The organism is Candidatus Zixiibacteriota bacterium (genome assembly GCA_029860345.1).
Classification (GTDB): domain Bacteria; phylum Zixibacteria; class MSB-5A5; order GN15; family FEB-12; genus JAJRTA01.
Genome location: JAOUBJ010000001.1, coordinates 82,978 through 104,125 on the forward strand (window position 1 = coordinate 82,978; position 21,148 = coordinate 104,125).

The following is a 21,148-nucleotide window of genomic DNA, read 5'->3' on the forward strand; positions in this document are numbered from 1 at the left end:
AGTAAAGATGGGTAACTGATAATGTCCGACTTGGGTTTCGATTTGGCGAAGGCTTTGGCCGAAGCCTTGATGGATCAGCAATACCGGCTGTTCTTGTCGATCCTGCGCAAGCATGAAACCGATCCGGCTCTGACCGAAGAAAGAGTGTCTAAAGCACTGGAACCGGTTCTGGCCCGCGTGAAGCAAAAGAAAGGTGATTGGCAAAGCCAGGTTTATCTTTGTGCAGTGGCCGACAAGATTGCCGCAATACTCGAACCACAGTTACCCAACAAGGCCATACTTTTCGCTGCCGGAGCGGAAACCGTGCGTAAAGAGGTTCTGAGCGGATGCGATCCGGGAGAGATGCCGGTTCTTCAGGACCTGGTGTTTAGGCTGCGCAGCGCCCGCAGTCAGAAAAACCTGCTGTACTTCACGGAGTTTCTCCACGACCTGCTGCGCGAGAGGCCGGTCACTGAAACCCGATCTCACGTTTTCAAGAATCGCTTCAAGGAAATTGACGCCGAGAGTAGCTTGGTCTTCGAGGATCTCCTCAACGGACTGCAATGGGAGCACTCGCGTCAATTGAAATACGAATTCCCGGAGTTCGTTCAGGCGCTGACCAAGGAGCAGTCGATGCGCTTGCAGGAACGCTTGACAGATTTGGAGAATGAACGGATCCTCAAGGAGTTCGCTTTGGACGAATTCGCAGAGTATTCCGGCCCCAATGATGGGATCACGGCGATTCTCCACGTAAAAGAGTCGGCAGCGCGGCTTTTCAGCGACCCCGAGTACACCACGAAAGAAACCAACAGCGAGGCCATCGGGGCTGTACAGAACCTCGATCAGTTTCTGGGGAAGAAGTTGCCCCCTTATACCTGGGATCAGCTTACGGCAAAACTGGGTCTGGATGGGTTCCTCGGTTCTATGGGCAGATGGCTGGCCTTGAAAGCGGGCTTGGCTGATTACAATGCCTTCTTGCAGGCGCGCGATCTGGTTTCAGCATGGCAGAACTGTAAGTTGGCGGAGCATTCGATGCTTCCGGAGGGAACCTTCTCACAGTTCTTGGCGAGAGCGCTGAAACGCTTCGCAGACGTATTGCTGGCAAAGGCCCGGGATCTGCTTGATAATCCCGAAAAGTGGGATATCGAGGGAGACGCAAACGAGTGGAAAGCGGTGCAGGTCGGCCTTGATCTTGTCGAAGCCGGCCAGGAGGAAATCTGGCCTGCGTGGTGCCTGGCAAACGAGGTTCTCGAATTAGCACGCCACCAAAAGTATCCGCAGTTGAGGGCGCTGTTGATCAATAGTGATTATCAATCGTCTTTCGGTGCACATCGGACTGCGGACTTGATCGAGACATTGAAAAAGGAGGCCCACCACGAACACACAAGGATGATGTCTGAGATTCGAGGCATCCTACACACTTTGAGTATGGGCCCCCGGGGACCACTGGAGCAATCTGCATCCATTGATTCTCTTCGGCGGTTGATAGACTCAAAGAACGTGGTGTTCACCGGTTTTCTTGCCGGCTATGCGGACGAATTTGAAGAAGTCAACCTGTGGCAGCGGCTGGCCGCGGGGGATGACCTGGAGCACATCGAGACCGATATTGGCAGGCTGTCACCGACCAGGAGAGACCTTCTGCAGACTACGCTCGTAGCCGCCCGCGCGGTCTTGTTTCCGGAAGCCGGTGGTAGAACAAGTGCCAGAGATTACACCTCTAATTACATCAATCTAACGGCGGTTCTTGCAAATAAACAGATCGATCCATCCAGCGCCTACAGCAACGCCCTCAGGGAATACGTCAATCAATACTGTGATCGAGTCGAACAGACGTGGAAGCAATCCGCTGCCAAAGGAGACCGTCAGGCTATTATTGAATCCTATCGGGGATTGAGCGTGACGGTTCGCTGGAGTGAGCTTAGTCAGAACCGGGATATCGTTGACCGTCGGGAAGTCAACGCTGTACGATATCGCGAGTTCGAGAAGATTGCCATGGTTAGAGGGTTCGTAGCCCAGGGGAAGCATATCGACGCTGTGAGGTCGGCCCTTGGCGCCAGTAGCATCATCCCTGAGGAAGAGAGGCACGCCGTGTTTAACCTGGCCTTGTCGTCGGTTGATCCGGGGTTGTTATCCCAGGACGAGGTACAAGACCTTCTGGATCTTGGGATCCGATGGGATACTGAACCGGTCCATAAGCTTGCCGACGCTTGCTTTCGATTTCCCCACAGGCCGGAGTTGTTCAAGAAGCTCGACACGTACCGTGGGTCGTTGTCGCCTGAGTATGGGCAGCTTCTGAGGTGGCATGCGTGTCTGGCCAACAAAGATGTGACGGGCCTGAGATCGCTTGCCCATGCCGGGAGTTTGTCGGAGATGTTGACTGGAGCGATTGGCCGCTACCTGGAAGTCAATTCGGGATCGGATGAAACAACGGTTCTGGTCTGGGCGCTCTTCGGTGCCAAACTGGGGCTCGTCTCAGAACCTTATTCTGTCCAGACCAGCCTGGCTGTGCGCGATAGCGACCTATCACATGCAAGGAACGATCTGGATAAACTGCCCGATTTGTTTAAGTCGTTGGCCGACAAATTTACCGCCCAAGATATTGAAACAGTGGTCGCCGATGTCAATATGGTATGCGACAGGATATTCAAGCAGGTCGACCCTTGGCGGTCCTCCATGGAATTGTCCGATACAGACTTCCCGCTGGGTGACATTGATCAGCTCAAACGAGACCTAAAGTGGCTGCAACCACGGTGGGAGGATATGGCCGGTATGCTGCGAGCCCAGGATTTACATGGCTGGTCGAGCGTGTTCACTGACGTGAAGTACTACACCGAAGATACTGCACGAAAAGCCACTACGGTGATTGCGATTGAGACACGGTACTTGCTTCAGCGCATCAATAGCTACACCCGACCTCCCTCCGACCGAATTGAGTGGCTTCATAATTGGCTGGACGGTGCCTATGACACTCGTATCCCCAGCGAACAAATAGACACGCTGCGTGACGATTCTCGCCAGCACCCGGACCTCTTGCAGGGACACAGCCGGGCCGATGGAGATTTGTCGGAGTTCTTGCAGCGGCTCGAATCAGCCGCAAACCGGATAGCACGGTGGAACGAATCCAATGACCATTTCGATAAGCGCCGCACAGCTTTCAGCGACTTCCTCAACAATGGCGGCGACACGCCCGCCGGACTTCGGGAATTCGTCGGTTGGTATGATGAACTGGAGAGCTTTGATAACGATCAATCCCCCGGGGTCCTTCAAAAGTGGTTCGAGATTTGGCGAAAAGACTCCGGCAAAGGATGGAGCCCAATGCCCGATCCACTGCGGAAGGCAATTGAAGGGTCAGTGTAGAAGATAGAGCAATCAAAGAGTCATGAATTCTGAATCACGTGGAGATTAGAGCTTGAACCATCGAATCAGACGACTATTCGTGTTGATTTCGCTCATTACCTTCATCGGATGGGCCTTGTTCATATTTATGGGCTGGCACTCATATCTCGTGTCGGCCCCTGAGGCGCCGTCGCGGGTGAGTGAGAGCTACAGCGGACCGGTTCTGCACTGGGAGGCGACCGCCGGCGATCCGGACAATTGTCCCCCGGTCTTTCCAGAACTGGAAGAGGCCATACTTGAGAAAGTAAACGAGAGGCGTGACCGAAACCGACTGGGACGACTTGAGTTCGATTCTCTGTTGTCGGCCGCGGCCAGATGTGAAGCCACCATCATGTTGTCTGAGGGAATAAGAGGCTTCACTTCCCCCGACGGCAGCCACCTGGACGAACGGATATCCACCTGGGCGACCGATCGAATCGGGATCAGTCGTGGCTTGCAGATGCCGATTCCACATCTCAGCGCAAGTATCCTCTCCGACGCCGAAGATATCGTGCGCGGCTGGCACAATCCGGGAAAGCAACAGGCCCTTCTGGCTGACCCGGGATATGACCTGGCCGGAGTGGGCGTCGCCCGCGGTGGCGACTCGGCTGTCGTCGTGCTCATACTATATGCAGACTTGATCAGGTTGGACGAACACCTGCCGTTGCGCCTGGCTGGAGATTCGACTCTTTCCGTGAACGGCGAATACACCAATAACACTACGGAAGGCGAGATCAAGGTTACTCTGGAGAAACAGGGACGCGGTTTCTTCACCAGATATGACCATGAACCGATGCCATTAGAAGTCAATCGAGTCGGTAACAGATTACAGATGGAACTGTCATTCGACGGCAAAGGACTCTACCTGCTTCGCGGTGAGGCCGGCGACCGCCTGCTTGACACTCATCCCATAGAGGTATACTAGTCATAGAATTTATGCGAACCCTTGCCATCCGACCCACAATAGTCTCCTGCGCCCTTGTCGGTCTGCTGACGTTGATGCGCGCGGACCTGGCCGCCCAGACGCCGCCAATCACGACCCAGACGGGGGCTGACATTATTTTTGTCATCGACCAATCCGGCAGTATGAGTGGCTGCACGGTACATCCGAAGTCCAACGACCCGCATGGACTTCGTGTCGATGCGTTCAATGAGCTACTGGGGCGGCTTCACGGTGGCGCCTACCGGAGCCTTATCACGGGAAATCCGGAATCGTTTCGCGTGTCGGTGATCGAATTCGGAGACTCGGCTCGCATAGGCCTCGACTGGTTCTTGATAGAAGCGGACTCTCTTATGTCGGAAGCCGACCACTCGGATGATCTGGAGAAAAGGATTAAAGGCATCCTTTCGAGCGAAACAAACCTGGGCAACACTCATCACATCGATGCTCTTGAGACTTGCAGAAGTCAGTTTGACAAAATACTATGGGGACGTGACGGGACGCAAAACCGAACGCTGGCCCTGTTGTTCCTGACTGATGGTCAGTCCTACTCTTCCTTGCCGCAGTACTTCACCAACGGCACCTTCAGTACCGCCCGCTACCTGCGCGATCTTCGTTCCGAACTGTCGGACATAACGGATACGCTCACGGCCGGACGCAGCATCCCTCTTGATTTCGTGGTGGTGGGCTTGGCCGACTCAGCACAGGGCAGCAACAAGTGGGAACAGAGCGCCGATACCTGGCGCCGGTACTCCGACGAGGTCCACACTGTATTCGATCCCAGTGAGTTTCCGGCGACATTGGATAGCCTGGCCGCCCGACTGATTTCATCACCCGCGAGTAACGTCAGGGATAGCATGGAGGTCCCTTGCTATACAGCCAAGGTCCGTCTCAGAGTTCGTTATAGCACTACCATGCCACAGTTTGTGTTGAAGGACCCTGACGGCAACCGCGTGTCACTGGATGCAATCCGTGTGGAAGAGAGTTCGCACCGAGAAGTATTCGATATTGTCAGACCGATGGCCGGTGTCTGGAAACTGGAAGGCAACAAGAACTCCTACCAGGTCTTGTCGGAACTCTACTATCAAAAGGTCACGCCGTTGGTGCCGTCGCTACAAAACCCCGAGGTGCCGAACCGACCGGTAACTTTCCGCTGGCAGGTGCGATCACTTGATGATTCACTCTTCCAGCCGCATCCCGGATGCAATATACACGCTTTCACACAAGTCGAAGACACCGCCGGTAATGTGGATAAGGTCGACATGAGGTACGTAGCGGCCGATCCGGGCGTCTTCGAAGGTGTGGCCGACTGGCAGCCACCGGGTTCCGGTGAATACCAGGTTCAACTGTTCGGACTTACGCCCATGAGTACCGGGCCTGACACCGTGATTTTCAAGTCAGCGGTGGTACCCATGATTATCTCCGACAAACAGCCGCTGGCCGGCGAAGTGGTATCTCCCTCCAACGTCAAGCGGTCGATGGGTCGAGCCAAGGCTCCACTCACGATCAGGCTGAAGTCACTTGACTCCGGGCGACCGGCTCCTCCTCTGGACTCGGTTACCACCGACGCCGATAATCTGATATTCTACGAAGTCCTTTCCTCCGACGGACTTACTCGTCAGCCGCGAACCGCCCTGAGAGGCGTGAGTGCCTCCCAACCGGGAGAGTTCACCGGTGATATCGATTTCGATTATGAAGAAACACCCAGTGATTGGTTCGGCATCACGATGCTTGAGCGCGACAGCGTGATCGTTCGCTTTGACGTCGACCGTGGCCGCTTGAATCCTCAGTTCGGCATTTACGGTTTCGGTGACGATCCGTTTGACGGCTACGAACATTCGGTAGTCTGCCGGCGGAGTTTACTTAGCGGCGGCACCATCGCCCTCGTTCTCTTGTACTTGCTGGCAAACGTAATGATGTTGGTGTTCGATTTCGCATGGTGGGGTCTGATGCTGGCCTGGGATTTCGTGTGCGGCCTCAAAAGACTCCGCCTCTACTACCAGAAAGACTACACCGACAGTAAGTTGTTTCGGACCATTGGTGGAATGCATCGGTATAACTTCGGAGAGGTCCGTTGGTCTGTCGTCGATAAAGTATTTGCCCTCCGGAGCCTCATTCTGCGATTCATAATACGCACCAAGAATCTCCCGTTCCCTCAACTCCAGGCCACGACCACAGGACCTGAGTTGGAGGGGCTGACTTTGTGGCGGAGGCCTTTCAGCCAGACGGCTAACGTGCGACTTTTCCCAAAACCGGCAGTAATAGCACCGGCCGACGAAACACGCAGCGCCGACACGGTCAAACGAGAGAAAAAACGAGCCTCCGAAAAGGAGAAGCGCAGCCGAGCCAATGTCTATCAACTCGATGATCAGCGAGCGACCAAACTGCCCGGAGACTTGGGCCGATTGGGCTTGGACAAGAGATAGCAGGTTATAAAATCGAAGCTAAGAATACACAGGCCAAGACAATAATAGATACTAATAGAGGAGATATGCCATGCAAAACCTGATCGTGGCCATCGGAGGGACCGGCGGTACTACCATTCGCAGTCTTAAGTACCGGCTGGGACTATTCAACACCAATGAGCAGGTCGACGAGATATACATCGACGCCTTGCAGAAAAAGTGGATCGAGGCGGGCAAAGAGGGCGAAAACGACAACCAATCGGAGAACTATCGCACCCTGGGTAACTGGGATGTTTTTTCTTATGCCGAATACCAGGGCGGCGATCTCGTCGATATCGGAAGGCTGCTCGAAACCGAGGCGGCTGGGAAAAAGTTCACGGACCGCGAGATTTATCAACGTTACGCTTACCGCTGGTTCCAGTCACATTATTATACCAAGGTCGGTGGTAGAGCTATTCTCGAAAGCGTAACCGAAGGCGCTGGTCGCTGGCGTCAGTTCGGTCGCATGCTGGTAGATCGAAACCACGACGTCGTGGCCAAAATGCTCCAGGAGAAAATCCGCGCCATGGAATCTACTTTCAAGGTCTTCATGGTGTTTTCCCTGGCCGGTGGAACCGGAGCCGGAGCAGCCTTCGACACCGCCATGATGCTTAGAAAAATAGCCCAGAAGGAGAACAAACATCCCGTTATATATGCCTTCATAGTGATGGGACAGGCGTTCCGTTTGGAGGATCCATCGCCTACCTACGCCGCCCTTCGGGAACTCAGCAGGCTGAGCGATGTCGACGCCAATAACCATTATGCCACCACCTACAAGGCATCGATGGAGAATGCCACGGTGTTGACTCGACCCCTCTTCGATTCCAAGTTCATAATCGACTTCACCCAGCGCTTCAAAGGACTCACCGACGACGAACTTCGTTATCTGGGCCTCTACCCTGCGCTGGCCGATATGATCGAGTTGCTGATCCAACCGGAAGCCAGTAATTACCTGTATCAGGCGGCGGCCAACTGGCCCAAGGACGTCGACACCGCCAAGCAGGTGAAGGACAAGGACCAGTTTACGGGTGGCGCGCCCGCCGGTATTGCATACCAAATGCTGAAAAAGAAACTGCATTCGGCCGAGGACTGGTTCGTTACCTACAAAACACAGAGAATATTCTTCCCCAAAGACATATACCTGGATATCTCGCGGGACAAGTTGGTCATTCAATTCATCGATGATCTCTTCCCTCGCGGCGGGGGCAACGTGCTGCAGGAGAATTATGGCTATGACGGCAAAGAGATAACAGACACGGAACTACTCAAAGAGGCAACAAACCAACGTTGCTACTCGATTTTGGAGGACTGGAATCCGGGTTTCCTGGCCAGTGCGGTTGGGGCGAAATCCACCACCAGGAAACCGTTCTCTGAGCCCAAACTGAATGAGCGTTTTGAAGGCTACCCTGCCGACGAACTGGTACGCAATCTATTTGTCAGCGGCTCTTCGGAGGCCGAAGATGCCATTACGGATATCGACAGGCTAAGCCTTACCGACCGTGCCGGAGGCAGTACCGTTAGCAAGCTGGACGATCTCGGTACCTTTACCATGAGCCTGGAACAAACGCGGGAAGAGATTCATACCGAGATAGACAAGAAATTGGCGCTGACGGATACTTACAGCAAGAACCTGATTCGAAAGGTTATGGCCGATCATGCGCTGAACCTATTGAATCGCCCCCACAAGAAGGGTTGTCTTGGCTTTGCTCGCGAGGTATTTCGTCACCTCGCGGATGATTACTTGCAGGACATCGCCAACCGTATCGAGGAGCGCGAGACCTCAATTAAGAAACGCGAAGGTGGCTTAAAGGCTCAGTGCCGCGAACTCAGCACTCGCATGCGAACGGAATTCAAGAAGGCCAAACAAAAGCAACTGCTGGTTCTCGAAGACGAGCAACTCGAGGAACTCAAGCGCCGGAAAGCTAACGAGAAACTTATGGAGTCTATCACCTTCGCCATCGCCGAAGCGAATTACTGGAAGGACTTGCTGGCTTCGTGGGGAGAAGAGCTAACCGTAAACTCCAAAGGCTCCATGCGGGTCGATGCCTCAGAGTCTATCGAGCGTTCGGAAAGAGTGTTGAAGGAGTTGGCCATGTCATCGGGTATCAGTCTCGGACTACCCAAACATGAATACGACGCGGACAGTCAGGGTGGGTCCGAAGGCAAATCGTTCGATACCGTTCACACAAACATGGGCGGTTTCCAGGAATCTGTTCACGAACTCCTGGAGCCACAGCGGTTGATTGACGGATGGAAGCTCAACATTAACTGGCACGCCGAAATCCCTGAGAAGCTGCCCAGCGAACACGTCATTGGGCAGATCAAACCGATGCTCTCGCTGGCCGCAATGGAGCAGCAACCGGATAACATTAGCGATGTATCAGGACTGAAAGAGAGTCTCAACGAGGTGATCAGCAGGGAGGCGGAAACGAAGCTGAAGGGTGTCGACCTGTTCACTTATCTCACCGAGTGGGTGCCAAAAGAATCCGGCGACACGGACATGCAGGTGGCCAACCTGGTGGGTCAATTCTTCCATGGCTGCAAACACTATCTGGAGTTTAATGAGAACGTTGGGCTTTGGCATTCCTACCTGGCTTATAACCAACGCGGCCGCGACGTAGGTGATTTCGTTGCCGAGATGGGCACCTATTCGATTGGACCGGACGAATCCAGACCGACGGCTATTCCCAATTACGGCGACGGCAACAGTCTCGTTTTCGTGCACTTCGTAATCGGTCTCACTATTGAGGATGCCCCGTCACTCAAAGTGCCCCGCCAGAAGTACCTGGGCCGGCTGAACAATGCCATCGGCGATAGTGGGCGCGAGCACCACCTGGTCGGAGGCGTCCTTAGCAATCATATCTTCCCCGAGGAGCAGGCAATGCTAAGGTTTGAGATCGAAGCTGTCGGCCCCCAACTCGGCGGCCGCGATTTTGACACCCAGGACTTTATCCCGCTGGAGCTGTCGCCGCTCTTCGGTGACCTGGACCGCATGGATCTGTTCGCCAGACTCTACGCCGTCGGGCTCATCCGGACAGATGAATACCGAGGTGAGGACTATTTCTATTTCCGCCGAGGTCTTGAGGTCGATCCGCAGGTCTCGCCCAATGACGTGTTCATACTGTCGCAAAGCGCCAGTCTGGTCCACGCTGCTCGCTCGTTCGTGACCAATGAACCGAACATACGAACGGAAGCGGTCTTCTCGCGGCTACCCGACATGGACGAGATGACCGACTGTCTCTACCGATGCATCGACAAAGACTACCTTGAAAAAGATGAGAATTTCCGTGAGGGAATTCAGAAATCAAATCCAGAGAAAGCAATGTGGCCAGAAGCTGCACTTATGAACCTGCTGGACTGGACCATTGATGACCTGGAGAAACTCGAGGGCGAAAAGCTCAAGGAAACTTTCAAGGTACCATACGGTGTGAAACGGGAATCGTCCGCCAAAGAACAGCTTCGCGACGTCACGGTGCTCTTCTTTAAGCGTGCAGTACGCCAGGCTGAGCGCAGGCGGGAAAAGAAGCGCTCGACGCGCGCGTCTGAGGGACGGACGTTCCGGTAAGTTCGGTGGGTTAGAGATCGAAAGAGTGGTAACATGAGGATTTTCTAAGAGGACTCTGCATGCCGAGGAAAAAGAGCATTCTAAGCAGCAACTGGTTCACCCTGATGGTGCTACTGATTGCCCCGGCCATAATTTTATTGGCCGCGTGGTTTTACGTGGGGTACCTCAATCAAGGTAAGACCGGCCAACTGTACCGCACCCTTGACGCCGAAGTAGCCTGGACGGGAGAACATTTGCAGGCTTCCCTTCACTTTTTCGGCGGTGAAACTCTCGACTCGGTTTATCACGTCAAGGGACGGGCAGCTGATGTCCTGGTCTGCCTGGATCGCTCTTACTCGATGGGTTTTCCCGAGGGTCCGGCGTCCCCGCTGGCCAAAGGAATTAGCGCCACGGTGCGGTTGTGCGGAATGTTAGGCGGTGCCGGCGCCAGAGTGGGTCTTATGACATTTGACGACGTTGCCGAGCAGGTAGCTCCTCTAACCGAAGAACCTGAGCAAATCCGTGATGCCGCGCAGGATGTCAAGGTCCGTGGCGGAACGGATATCGCTGTGGCTTTGTTGGCGGCTCTGGACTTGTTTGCCGCTGACAATACCACAACTGACCGAGACAAATACCTGGTCGTGATAAGCGACTTTTGTGCCCCGAACCCCGGCGCCGGCCAAGCTGCAATACGTAGATTGGCTTCGGCTTCCGTGCAAACGATTGGCATAGGTGTTGGTTCGGAAATCTGTGATGAGTACCTTAACGAGGTATTCGAAGTGTCTATCATGGCGGCCAATGTCTCCGATCTGGACAGCATTTTCAACAAGGTGGTGATGGAGTCCCAGATTCTGCCGGTGTATGCCGAACGATTCGACCTTCAGGAGCGGATTGATGTCCGAGATTTCGAAGTTTGGCAGCCGAAAGAAGAGATTCCGTACTTGATGATGGATTCAGATTTGCCAACCGGCCGGCTGAGCTTTTGGATACCCGCACTCTTTGAGGCAACCAATACTTTCAATTACGGCGTGGCTCCAAGGACGGTGGGCATTCAGCGACTGGCCCTGGAACCCGCCGTGGGGACAATGGTCGGCGGAACCGGGACACAGATACCCGTGTCCAGCGATCTGCGACCTTATCTGCTCGTGATTTCCTGGTGGCTTCTGTTTCTGATGTGGCTACCGGCCCTGATCTATCTGGCCTTTATGATATCTCATCGGGAGAACCGGTTATACGATCCAACACTCAGGCGTGGAAGGCAGGTGTACCCCGATCCTCAAACATATCCCCGGCGTCAAGTGCCGGAGATGGACCCGGTGCCGACACTGTTCGTTGGAGTCGGCGGCAAGGGCCGGGAGACCTTGGTCCATGTAAAGCATATCGTGTCTGAGTGGTTTGAAGAATCTCAGAAAGTTCCATTCGAGTACGTCGGCCTGGACACCGATCGCCGAGAGGAGGCAAACCCGAGATTCTGTGACCAAGCATTGAACGAGCAGGAGACTCTCATCTTCCCCGACGATGACAATCTTAACGCCTTTTTCGATGATGTGTCGGACAGACCCGACGATTTCAACGATATCACATCATGGGCCGGAATAGCCGAACTGCGCAGGAAAGGTGGGCAGGCCACCGACATCAAAGCAGGAACGCACGGCAACCGACGAATAGGCCGGTTGGCTTACCTTAGGGCGATCAATCAGCCCGATTCTACCATCGACCAGCTTCGCGAGAAAGTAACTCAATGGGCTCTCAGCCACCGGGACACCGGCGAACAGCCGGTGGTGATTGTGGCCGGTTCAGGCTACGGGGGTACTTCGTCGGGAATCATCGCAGATGTTGCTCATCAGATTCGTGTGGGACTGGCCGAGGCCGGATGCCGCGACCGGGAGGAACAAGACTTGGTTACGACTGACTCGGTGCCCATGTATTTATATTTGACCTATCAAGGCTGGTCTCCTCAGCAATCCCAGAACGCCGAAGCAATGCTAACTGAGCTTGAGCGCTACCAAGTCGGCGGCCACCGCGACCTGAGAAGCCCTCTTAAGATTGGCGCCGAGGAAACACCCGAGGGCATAGTACACCGACCGTTATTTGATCGAATTCATTTGATGGATCCTGAGAGCAGCGTAGCCGAGATGGCTGACTCCATGTTCCATTATTGTGAGCGCTCTCTGTCGAGTGCCTTGATAAACTCCATTGACGACGCCCATTGGCGGATTCATCGCGCCTCCCGTCAGGACGGACGCATGCGCATCAATATGCCCTCTACTATTTCACTGAGGTTTCCGCGCGGTCGCATCATACACAACCTGGCTGTCCAGGCCATTCGGGAACTACTGGAGACCCAGTTAATAGGCTTCCTGGTTCAGCGAAGCGCCGATGGTAGCCTGACAGCCGAGTTCACAGATCGGTTTGGTGATCAGCACGAACGTACCATTAACGAGTGGATGGGTATCAGCACCACCCTCGATCAGAGCAAAGAGGGTCCCATGGGGAGTCTCTCCGGGTTTTATCAAGTTCTTACCGCCGTTACCTCGGGACGATCACCCACAGCTCCGATGGACTCCAAGTCACCGGATGAGGAAGTGATCAAAACCAAGTTGGCCCGTGATCTGACCGAGTGGCTTCGGATAGATCCCTCGGTTAAGGACCCGGACCTGGTGATCAAGTCACGATGCGGCAAGCTGGGAGACCTGAATGGTGTGCTGCACGCGGCGGCCACGGAACTTAAGAGGATTCTTGAGAGCCCGGCCCAGAAGGATTCGGAAGGGGCGGCTTTTCTTAAGACCGTGCGACGGGTTGTAGAAAGCGCATCGGCAGGTCTTGATTTCTGGAAAAAGACGCTGTTGCACAATAGCTCCTTTGAGCGCGGTCATGTGGTTCGTCCGGGGGCGGGGTTGGCCTTGTATCTGGATGAGCGAATGGTCGAGTTGAAGCAGCAGGACACCGACCTGCACAAGCTCACCCCGCGACGTGTGTACCTAATGGGCGGTGATGAGTGTCCGGAAGACATCCGACGAGATAAGCTATACGAGCGCTATTTGTTCAAACCACTGCTATCAAACGCCCAACTGGCCCGATTGTTTCGGTGGCACTTTGACGCGGGGCTACGCTTGGCCCTGGAATTCAGATCGAAACCGGATCGTGCACTGACTGTCAAGTCTGAATCTTCGAGTAAAGCCGCGGCAGAAAAGGCCGGCACATTGTGGGAGGCGATACATGAATACATCCTCACACACCGCGAGTGCCGACGCATCAGAGAGATTACCCTGGCCAATGCCTGTCCGGACCTGGCCGGGAGCCTGAAAAAGGCCCTCGGCAATGTGGAAGCGCAGCATCTGCACGTTCTGTACTCATATCCCAGAGTCACCGAGTGGCCGGAGTTCGAACAGTTGGAAGGCAACCTGAGAAAGCAACTCTTCGGCGGTGTCAATTACCAGAGTGCTTTAACCAACAACCCTCTGATGATATCCATACACTACGTTGCACCCGACCGACTTTGGTTTACGGAAATATCGGATCGACAGGGCGGCGCCAACTGGCTAAGGCACCCTGATGATCAGTCAATGCTCAATTTGCCTTTTGTTCAGCCGCCGGAGGCTTATGCAGCCAACTGGAACCGACTTTATGCCCGCACCGAGGGTAGCCATCAGCCATACCCCGCGGCACCATACCGGGCTTTGGCCGAGAATTACGAGAATCTCCGACGGGTCGTTTTCATGGACGCCATGGGAATGATCAAACTGATTGAAGATGATAACCTACTGAGAGCGTGGCGCCTTGTAACCGATGATCGGACATTCAACTTGAATCCGCCCGGCTATCCCGACAGGAGAGACGCTCTGTATCAGCTTGTCGCCGACCGTCGCGATGACGATGGAAGCGATCTGCGACCTGAACTTGAGGCATCCGAACGCCGTTGGGACACGATCCCTGCGGAGCGGAAACTGGACATGCTGGATAACTACATCAAAAGGTTGAGTCAGACTTTCGATGACGCTGATACAGAAAAACAGGTGAATATGATGCTTCGCTTGATCGCCTCCGTTCAGCGTGAGATCATCAGCCAGCAGGTGAGGACTTAGAATGAGCTACTTTGAAATATTGTTGCTGGCCCTGCTGATCGCTTACATAGTGGTGGGATTCGGTCTGTTGATGTGGTCCACACGATCTCAAAAACGCTTCGCCAAAGATCTGTTTGTCACTCGGCGCTCCAACAGACGAATGGTAGCCAAAGGTGGGCGTTTCGAGGTCGCACTCAATGCCCGGGCTGAGGGGCACCAACGGCGCGAGGTACAGCCTTTGCGAATAGTTTTGGTTGTTGACCGGTCCAGCAGTATGATGTCGGAAAAAGTGGCCGGAAGTCCATTACACATTGCCGTTCGCTCCGTCATTGAATTCGCCCGCCAACTCGATCTCACCAGACACCGGATCGGACTGGTGCAGTTTGACACTTCGGCGGAGATACTGTGTGAATTGACCGGGAGTGCACCGTTGGTAGCAGCTGCGGCCAAGCGAATCAGGGGAGGCGGGGGGACCGATGCCTTGCCCGGCATAGAGGACGCCGCAGCGCTCTTGGGATACAGCGACACAGAATCCGCGTCCGGCATCGATGGTACCAATCGCGACGTTGTCATTCTGCTTACCGACGGGGAAACCTACAACGAAGACAAGATCGCCAAACTGTGTGAATCTCTAAAGACCAAGAACGGCTTGCGCATTATTACCATCGGATTGGGGTCCGAAGTCAACTCCGATTTTCTGGCAAGCATAGCCAGCCCGTCTCCGGGTTCGTCAGATGAGTCGGGTCCTGCCGAATACCACCAGGTCCTCGATGTTTCCCAATTGGTTTCGGTGTATCGCTCACTGGCCGTACAAATCGCGGCATCAGTCGGCGGCGGAGGTACCCTTGAAGAGACCATCAGTCGGCGAAAATTCACTTACGTGGGCTTCGGAGAAGATCATGAACCGGTGAAGCATCTTTCTGAGGACGGCACGGTGCAGTGGATATTCCCCGCAATCAATGAAGCCCCGCAGGAAGTGCGGTATTACATCAAAGGTAACCGAGTGGGTTGGCATCGCATTGTCGAACGGAGCGCCTCGCTCGATTACTTTTCGATACCCGACAACGTGCACCATAGGTATGACCCGCGGCTGCCGAAATATGGCCAGGCCGAGGATGACAAGGAAGTCCATGAAGAACGATGCCGCTCCAACCGTAATCCACACATATTGGTGACCCCCAGATTCGGTCCGGCGATCCTCTGGGCCATCTTTCTGAACCCGCTCTTTTGGATTTTGTGGTCGGCCTTCTCCCGGCTGCACAAACGCCGGTCAGGCAAGGCTGTAAGCGAATCCGAGAGTTCCTTGACTCCTCCGCCACTTAAGCAACCAAAGCCAATGAAACTTGTCCCGCCTCAGGCTCTGGAGTGCCCTCCCCTTCGTCCGACTATGGTGGTTGGGCTGGGCAAGAGCGGACGTCACGTACTCAGTGCCTACAAGGCCATGATTGCCGACACCTGCGGAGGCACCTATCCTTCGGACAAAATCAAGTTGCTCCAGATTGATACTGACATACGCACTGATGACCGGGAGTTTGATTTCGCCGGCTCCTCACTGACCGATGATGAATCGGCAGACCTTTCCGCCGATGTTTTCGAGTTGCATCAGCGACTGCTGGTTAAGAAGGAGCCTCACCTTCGCTGGTATATTGCGTCGCGGTTGGCCGGTTTGCCGCGGGAAGTATTCAATACTGCCGGCGGTGTACACCGCGTAAGACAGGTTGCTCGACTGGCCCTGTTCCAACATCTGAACGATCCCGAGGCGGTGATACGACAGCGCTTGCAGAGTGCGATCGAATTCTTGTCCGAATTCCTTCTAGACGGCAAGACCGCCCAGGTGTTCATCGTCGGGTCAAGCTCGGGCGGCACTGGCTCTGCCATCGCTCATGATCTTGCTTACCTGATCCGACGTGGTCTCCAACTTCGACTGCCCAAAGGGCGCGAACACGCCCAGACCATCGGTTTCTTCCTTGGCAACACCTGCTTTGCACCGCATAGCCGCAACATTGCCACCTACCAGAAGAATTCTCGCTCTCTGCTGGAGGAAGCCGGTCGCTTTATGACCAATACTGAGTTGCCCCTGATGATAGATTACGGAACCGCAGTTTCGGACATCACCGGGTGCCCCGAAGGGACCGGTCCGGTAGCGTCCGACTCCACGGAGAACGCTGCAAGTGCGCCTGGTAGCATATATGACCAGGTATACGTAGTCGATCCGGCGCCGGAGGGATATCGAGACTCGGCCGGTATGACCGGTACCGTTGTCGCAGAGGACGGCCACTACCCTGCCCTGGCGGACATCCTGTCTCACTACTCGCTTGAAGACACAGGTTTCCAAAAGTTCATCGCCAAAAGTATCTGGGAAAGAAACGCTGATCGAACCGTTAAAGAGCAAAAAGGACACATAAGTAACATTAATGCCCGGGCTGTTCGTTTCCCAATCGGCTTGACCTCCACGTGGCTTGCCCACCGTTTTGTCCACGAGTGGTTCATTGGCAGGTCACTTTGGGCGGAGCAAATAGCCGGTGAATTCGTACCGGCCCAGGACCTTCCGAAGGATGGTTTGAGCCTTGATTCACTGCTGCGTGATGACAACCTGGGTCCATCATCGGACCCACCTATGTTGTTCGACATCCTGGACGAGTTAGCCGAGGATCTTCGGTCGGGCTGGGACAGGAACTGGAGTACCGCATTTCGCCGTATTCAGGTCAATGAGGGTGTTGATTACGGCCGGGACTATGTTCGAAAGCAGTCGAAGATTGCGTTCTTTTCTGTCTTGAGTTGGATGCTCCGTTCGCTGAACGACTCCGGCCACGACGATTCGCAGGAAATCAATGGAGCTCTGCCGAAGACCATAAATCGGCTGACCGAGTTCCGCGATCTAACCGAGAAGGCCGCTCTGAACCTGAGCCGACTGCCGATAGGCAATCTCACCGAAACAGGCGCCGAATCGTTTCTTCATTGGAAAGCGCGCATTGTCGAAGAGTTGTTGGATAGCTACTATCAAGTGGCCGATACTTGTCTCCGCATCACCCGACGTTGGTACCGATGCCTGCTGGGTGTGTCGCCGGAGAACGAGAAGAACCGCGAGGCAGGCGTCTGCCAGCGTATTGCGCATTCGCTGCGCTCCGATGAAAACGACCTGAGTTTCCTTAAGACTATTCGCAGCGTTAAGTACCAGACGGACGAACTGTTCCGCGATGATTTGTACAATCGATATCTGAAGCCGTACCTCGACAACGGCGGTTTCCGCTCCCGGCTTAGATGGCAGTTGGATGCCCTGGCACTGAAACAACTCAGCGCCGGCATGTCCAGTGGAGCCGGCAGCTTTGGTACTGATCGGATAAACGCGCGAATACTGAAGTTGGCCGTACTGGTCGACGATGAGCAACCACCGGTTGAGTTTTCGGACCCTGTCAAGGACGCCGAAGGTATCTGCCAAGCTCTGAGCGATGTCGCCAAGAAGCTGAACCAAGCCTATGAATACTGCCGTGCCTTTGCAGATAATGGCGCCGACGACCGACGAGAGCACCTGTCCAGAACCGACCTGATCATTCAGGCAACGCCCGAAGGAGGCGCCACCTTCGACCGCAAGCGATTGGTGTTGGACTCGGAAGTGTTCAAGGACGTGGTAGTGGATGCCATAGCCGATCGATTCCCCTTGTATCCAATGCCGATGTGTCGAACGGTCATAGACTGTGAGATAGGTATCCCCATCGATCGCGCTGTATCCTGGGCAACCGAAGCCATACCGGACATTGCCAACTATGTATTCCTTGAAGAGCAGTTCTCAACTGTGTTGCAGGGACTTATTGATAGCCAGCTCCACGAACGGTTCGACGATTTTTCGGTGCGTCTGCGCCAGTACTTTAACTACTTCGACCGCTTGCAGGAGTTCTTGTATCTCGCTCTGAAGCGCGACATCCGCCCCACCGTCAACCCGAGCGGTCAGGAATTACTGGCTTGGTGTCACGGCGATCAGACCGACTACCTTACCGACACTGGCACCGGTCTATTGGAGGGGATGAGTAGCTTCATAGGTAATCGACACAGGTTCTCGGAAGTTGAGATAGATCGTAATGAGTTCCTGCGTGTTATCAGCGCCCATCATTCAACGCCGGCCGTGGACTTTCGACAATTGCCGAAACCGATGCCGAAGGAGATCGGTTATCTCCTGAAGCTGATCGAGAAATCCAACGGGTATCTCGACATTCGCATTTAGAAAGCGCACGCACCAAAGCCGACCGGGCATCTTCCCGATGCGAGTTGATCGTGGTATAGAGCGCCGTGGATTCTGGGCTTGTCCATTGGCCGACGCCTTTTTGTTGCCACCCATCTAATGTCAACAAAAAACAACCAGTTTCTCTTGACAAAACCGGCGATTTCTCATATAGTTAGTCAAGTCCATATTTGGCAAAGACCTAGAGGCAAAAACTCGATGCGGCGCGAACGAACCATAGCGGTCCTACTGATCCTGTGCGTCGACCGATAACAGACCTACTGACTACTACCTTCTCGTCGACGCCACCGATCCAGGCGATAGCCTGAACATGAACTTGATAGCCAATGTCACGAATCGTGTGCTGAGTGCGGCGACCAAAACGGGCGACCATGTGACGGTCACTGCCATTGGTGAATATCCCCAAACGGTATTCAGCCGTACAATAGGACCCCGAACGGATAGGAAGAAACTGATCCAGGAGTTGCAACCAAGCATCGACTCGTCACGAACTAGAGAGGGGTCGTTCGAATCTGAAATCCTCTGGAGCACTCTTGTAATGACTGCTTTTGACCGGATGCTGGTTCACTCATTAACTGCCCACATGGGAGATTCGCATCGTAACGTACTGATTCTCCTCTGTCGCCCGCAGACCGGCTCGAACTTGCGCAAAGAGGCAATCGAATACATGGCCGGCAGCTTGACCGATCCCGACAGTTGGCAGATTCACGTTTTCGGAGTTCCAAAAAACGCTCTCGGGGTCAGCCCCATCGCTTTCACTTTTTACGATGCCTATACACCCAAAGAGATCGAATCGTCAATAGGCCAGATGTCCACATTCTTGCCACCGGTACCGGTCGAGGAGTCTAGATCGGATGTGGCATCAAGGTCCGGCAACAGCCCAACGAAACTGCAGAGTGTCGCGCTGAATGGAATTCGCGTGGGGAAGGTAATAGCTCTTGCGGTGTTCGCCTATAGCCTATTCGGTCTCCTCGGTCGCAAACGTTGGCGAGCAGCGGCTGGCATGCTGAAAGCACGAAGAGAGAAGATCAAAGAGCACAAGGATGTACCGACATCGCCCTCCCCGCAAGCCACTAAGCCTCCGACAACATCGCCGCCGACCTCTCCACCGACGGCCGACGACCCAACCAGATGACCGGACAAACCCCCGGCCGGAGACAACCTGACCACACCGCGCGATCCGGGATCGCGTGGTTCGCGTTTGATACCGCACCTTCGCCACCCTTGACACCAAGTCCGTTCCACCGTATATTCGTCCAGTCGGGCATCGTAACGCTCGGCATCCTCGTGGCGCCATTGGTCGGGCCTGCCGGCAGCAGGCAATCGTTTGGAGAGACCCAGGCAGCAGCCAATGTCCCGGTCATGGTCACCTGGTTTGGGAAGGATTGTGATGCACGACTTTCGAAGCAGTCATAGGATTGTCACAGAGGACCTGGAGGCGCAACGTGTATGGGCGCGTCGCCAGGCCAGAAGTCTTCTGTTTCAAGGCGCATTGTGGCTTGTGGGCGCTATCATTATTGCCTATGTGTCCAGCGAAATCAACCTGCCACTCTTGCTGCTCGCGGCCGGAATGGCTCTGATTCCGTTTTTGGTGAAATCGCTCAGAGCCCTGCATCTCTATGTAAAGTACTCGAAATGATCGGGTAGGGAAACGGCGATCTGTCGCTTAAATTGATAGCGATTGCCATCCGAGTGTGAAACTCAAATCTTTTTGTTTACGTGTGAAAGAGTCAATCCGATTTAGTCATTTGAACCGGCTCGTGCAGTTGAGCGTTTTCGATGGCGCATGGGCCTTTGGCCTGGCAACCTGTAGCTGGGAGAGGTTTCAACAGAAGTGATAGCTATTCTGGGTGACATACACGCGAATGTGGAGGCGCTTCGGGCTGTGATAGCCCACTGTGAATCGTCCGGGGTCGAACAGTATTACTCGGTGGGCGATGTAATCGGCTACTACGCCAACCCGTGCGAGACAATCGACTTGTTGAATGAACAAAAAGCAAGGGCAGTGCTGGGCAATCACGAGTTGTACGTACAGAAGAACGTTGATTTCGATCACATCAGCCCCACCGCGGCGGCGGCAATCGAGTGGACACGGAAGACCCTTCGGGCGGAAGATCGAGCGTACATAGAGCAATTGCCCTGGTCAATCAGAGTCGACGGTCCCGTACCGTTTCGCGTCGTTCACGCCTCTCTGATGTACCCCTTCGACTGGACCTACGTGATTGATCTCAACCGGGCTGTCAACGCCCTTGCCGTCCAGGATACGCCCGTGTGCTTCTATGGACACACACACCAGCCGATGGCTTTTTCGGTCGGAACGCGAACGACGGCCGGTTACTTCGATAAGATCAAGCTGCGCGAGGGTTCCAGGTATCTGATTAATGTCGGTAGTGTCGGTCAGCCAAGGAACGGCGATACCGGGGCTCATGTGGTAATATTCGATCCGAAAAAGCGGGAGGTGCGTTTGGAACTGATACCCTATGATCCTGCGCCGACGATTAAAGGTCTGCGGTCAGCGGGTCTCCCGTCCGAGTTGTCGGATTACTTGAGTGGCCGGGGTTGAGT

The 21,148-nt window shown here is 54.5% G+C and carries 9 protein-coding genes; all 9 read left to right on the forward strand.

Annotated features, from left to right (window positions below):
* The first annotated feature begins 21 nt into the window (after nt 1-21).
* The 9 genes from OEV49_00250 to OEV49_00290 all read left to right on the forward strand — a co-directional run bounded on the left by OEV49_00250 (nt 22) and on the right by OEV49_00290 (nt 21,146).
* A complete protein-coding gene (locus OEV49_00250; protein ID MDH3889488.1) occupies nt 22-3,336 on the forward strand; it encodes a hypothetical protein in 3,315 nt (1,104 codons plus the stop codon).
* Between the two features lie 52 nt (nt 3,337-3,388).
* The gene (locus OEV49_00255; protein MDH3889489.1) at nt 3,389-4,279 is read left to right on the forward strand and encodes a CAP domain-containing protein; all 891 of its coding nucleotides are present in this window, start codon (nt 3,389-3,391) and stop codon (nt 4,277-4,279) included.
* An 11-nt stretch (nt 4,280-4,290) separates the two neighbouring features.
* The gene (locus OEV49_00260) at nt 4,291-6,720 is read left to right on the forward strand and encodes a VWA domain-containing protein (protein ID MDH3889490.1); all 2,430 of its coding nucleotides are present in this window, start codon (nt 4,291-4,293) and stop codon (nt 6,718-6,720) included.
* 70 nt (nt 6,721-6,790) lie between these two features.
* Nucleotides 6,791-10,303 carry a tubulin-like doman-containing protein gene (locus OEV49_00265; protein ID MDH3889491.1) on the forward strand — a complete coding sequence of 1,171 codons (3,513 nt, stop codon included), beginning with the start codon at nt 6,791-6,793 and terminating at the stop codon, nt 10,301-10,303.
* 59 nt (nt 10,304-10,362) lie between these two features.
* Nucleotides 10,363-14,367, forward strand: coding sequence for a VWA domain-containing protein (locus OEV49_00270; protein ID MDH3889492.1), 4,005 nt, complete (start codon nt 10,363-10,365; stop codon nt 14,365-14,367).
* Nucleotide 14,368: 1 nt separating this feature from the next.
* Nucleotides 14,369-18,565: a VWA domain-containing protein gene (locus OEV49_00275; protein ID MDH3889493.1), complete on the forward strand. Its 4,197-nt coding sequence runs from the start codon at nt 14,369-14,371 to the stop codon at nt 18,563-18,565.
* 328 nt (nt 18,566-18,893) lie between these two features.
* A complete protein-coding gene (locus tag OEV49_00280) occupies nt 18,894-19,718 on the forward strand; it encodes a hypothetical protein (protein MDH3889494.1) in 825 nt (274 codons plus the stop codon).
* 255 nt (nt 19,719-19,973) lie between these two features.
* The gene (locus tag OEV49_00285) at nt 19,974-20,222 is read left to right on the forward strand and encodes a hypothetical protein (GenBank protein MDH3889495.1); all 249 of its coding nucleotides are present in this window, start codon (nt 19,974-19,976) and stop codon (nt 20,220-20,222) included.
* 195 nt (nt 20,223-20,417) lie between these two features.
* Nucleotides 20,418-21,146 (forward strand): metallophosphatase family protein, encoded by a 729-nt coding sequence (locus OEV49_00290; protein ID MDH3889496.1) that lies wholly within the window; start codon nt 20,418-20,420, stop codon nt 21,144-21,146.
* Nucleotides 21,147-21,148: the final 2 nt, after the last annotated feature.

Excerpts from the sequence above, each read along its gene's own strand:
- OEV49_00250 (MDH3889488.1), top strand. The coding sequence starts at position 22 with ATGTCCGACTTGGGTTTCGATTTGGCGAAGGCTTTGGCCGAAGCCTTG.
- OEV49_00260 (MDH3889490.1), top strand. The coding sequence starts at position 4,291 with ATGCGAACCCTTGCCATCCGACCCACAATAGTCTCCTGCGCCCTTGTC.
- OEV49_00265 (MDH3889491.1), top strand. The coding sequence starts at position 6,791 with ATGCAAAACCTGATCGTGGCCATCGGAGGGACCGGCGGTACTACCATT.
- OEV49_00270 (MDH3889492.1), top strand. The coding sequence starts at position 10,363 with ATGCCGAGGAAAAAGAGCATTCTAAGCAGCAACTGGTTCACCCTGATG.
- OEV49_00275 (MDH3889493.1), top strand. The coding sequence starts at position 14,369 with ATGAGCTACTTTGAAATATTGTTGCTGGCCCTGCTGATCGCTTACATA.
- OEV49_00280 (MDH3889494.1), top strand. The coding sequence starts at position 18,894 with ATGAACTTGATAGCCAATGTCACGAATCGTGTGCTGAGTGCGGCGACC.
- OEV49_00285 (MDH3889495.1), top strand. The coding sequence starts at position 19,974 with ATGCACGACTTTCGAAGCAGTCATAGGATTGTCACAGAGGACCTGGAG.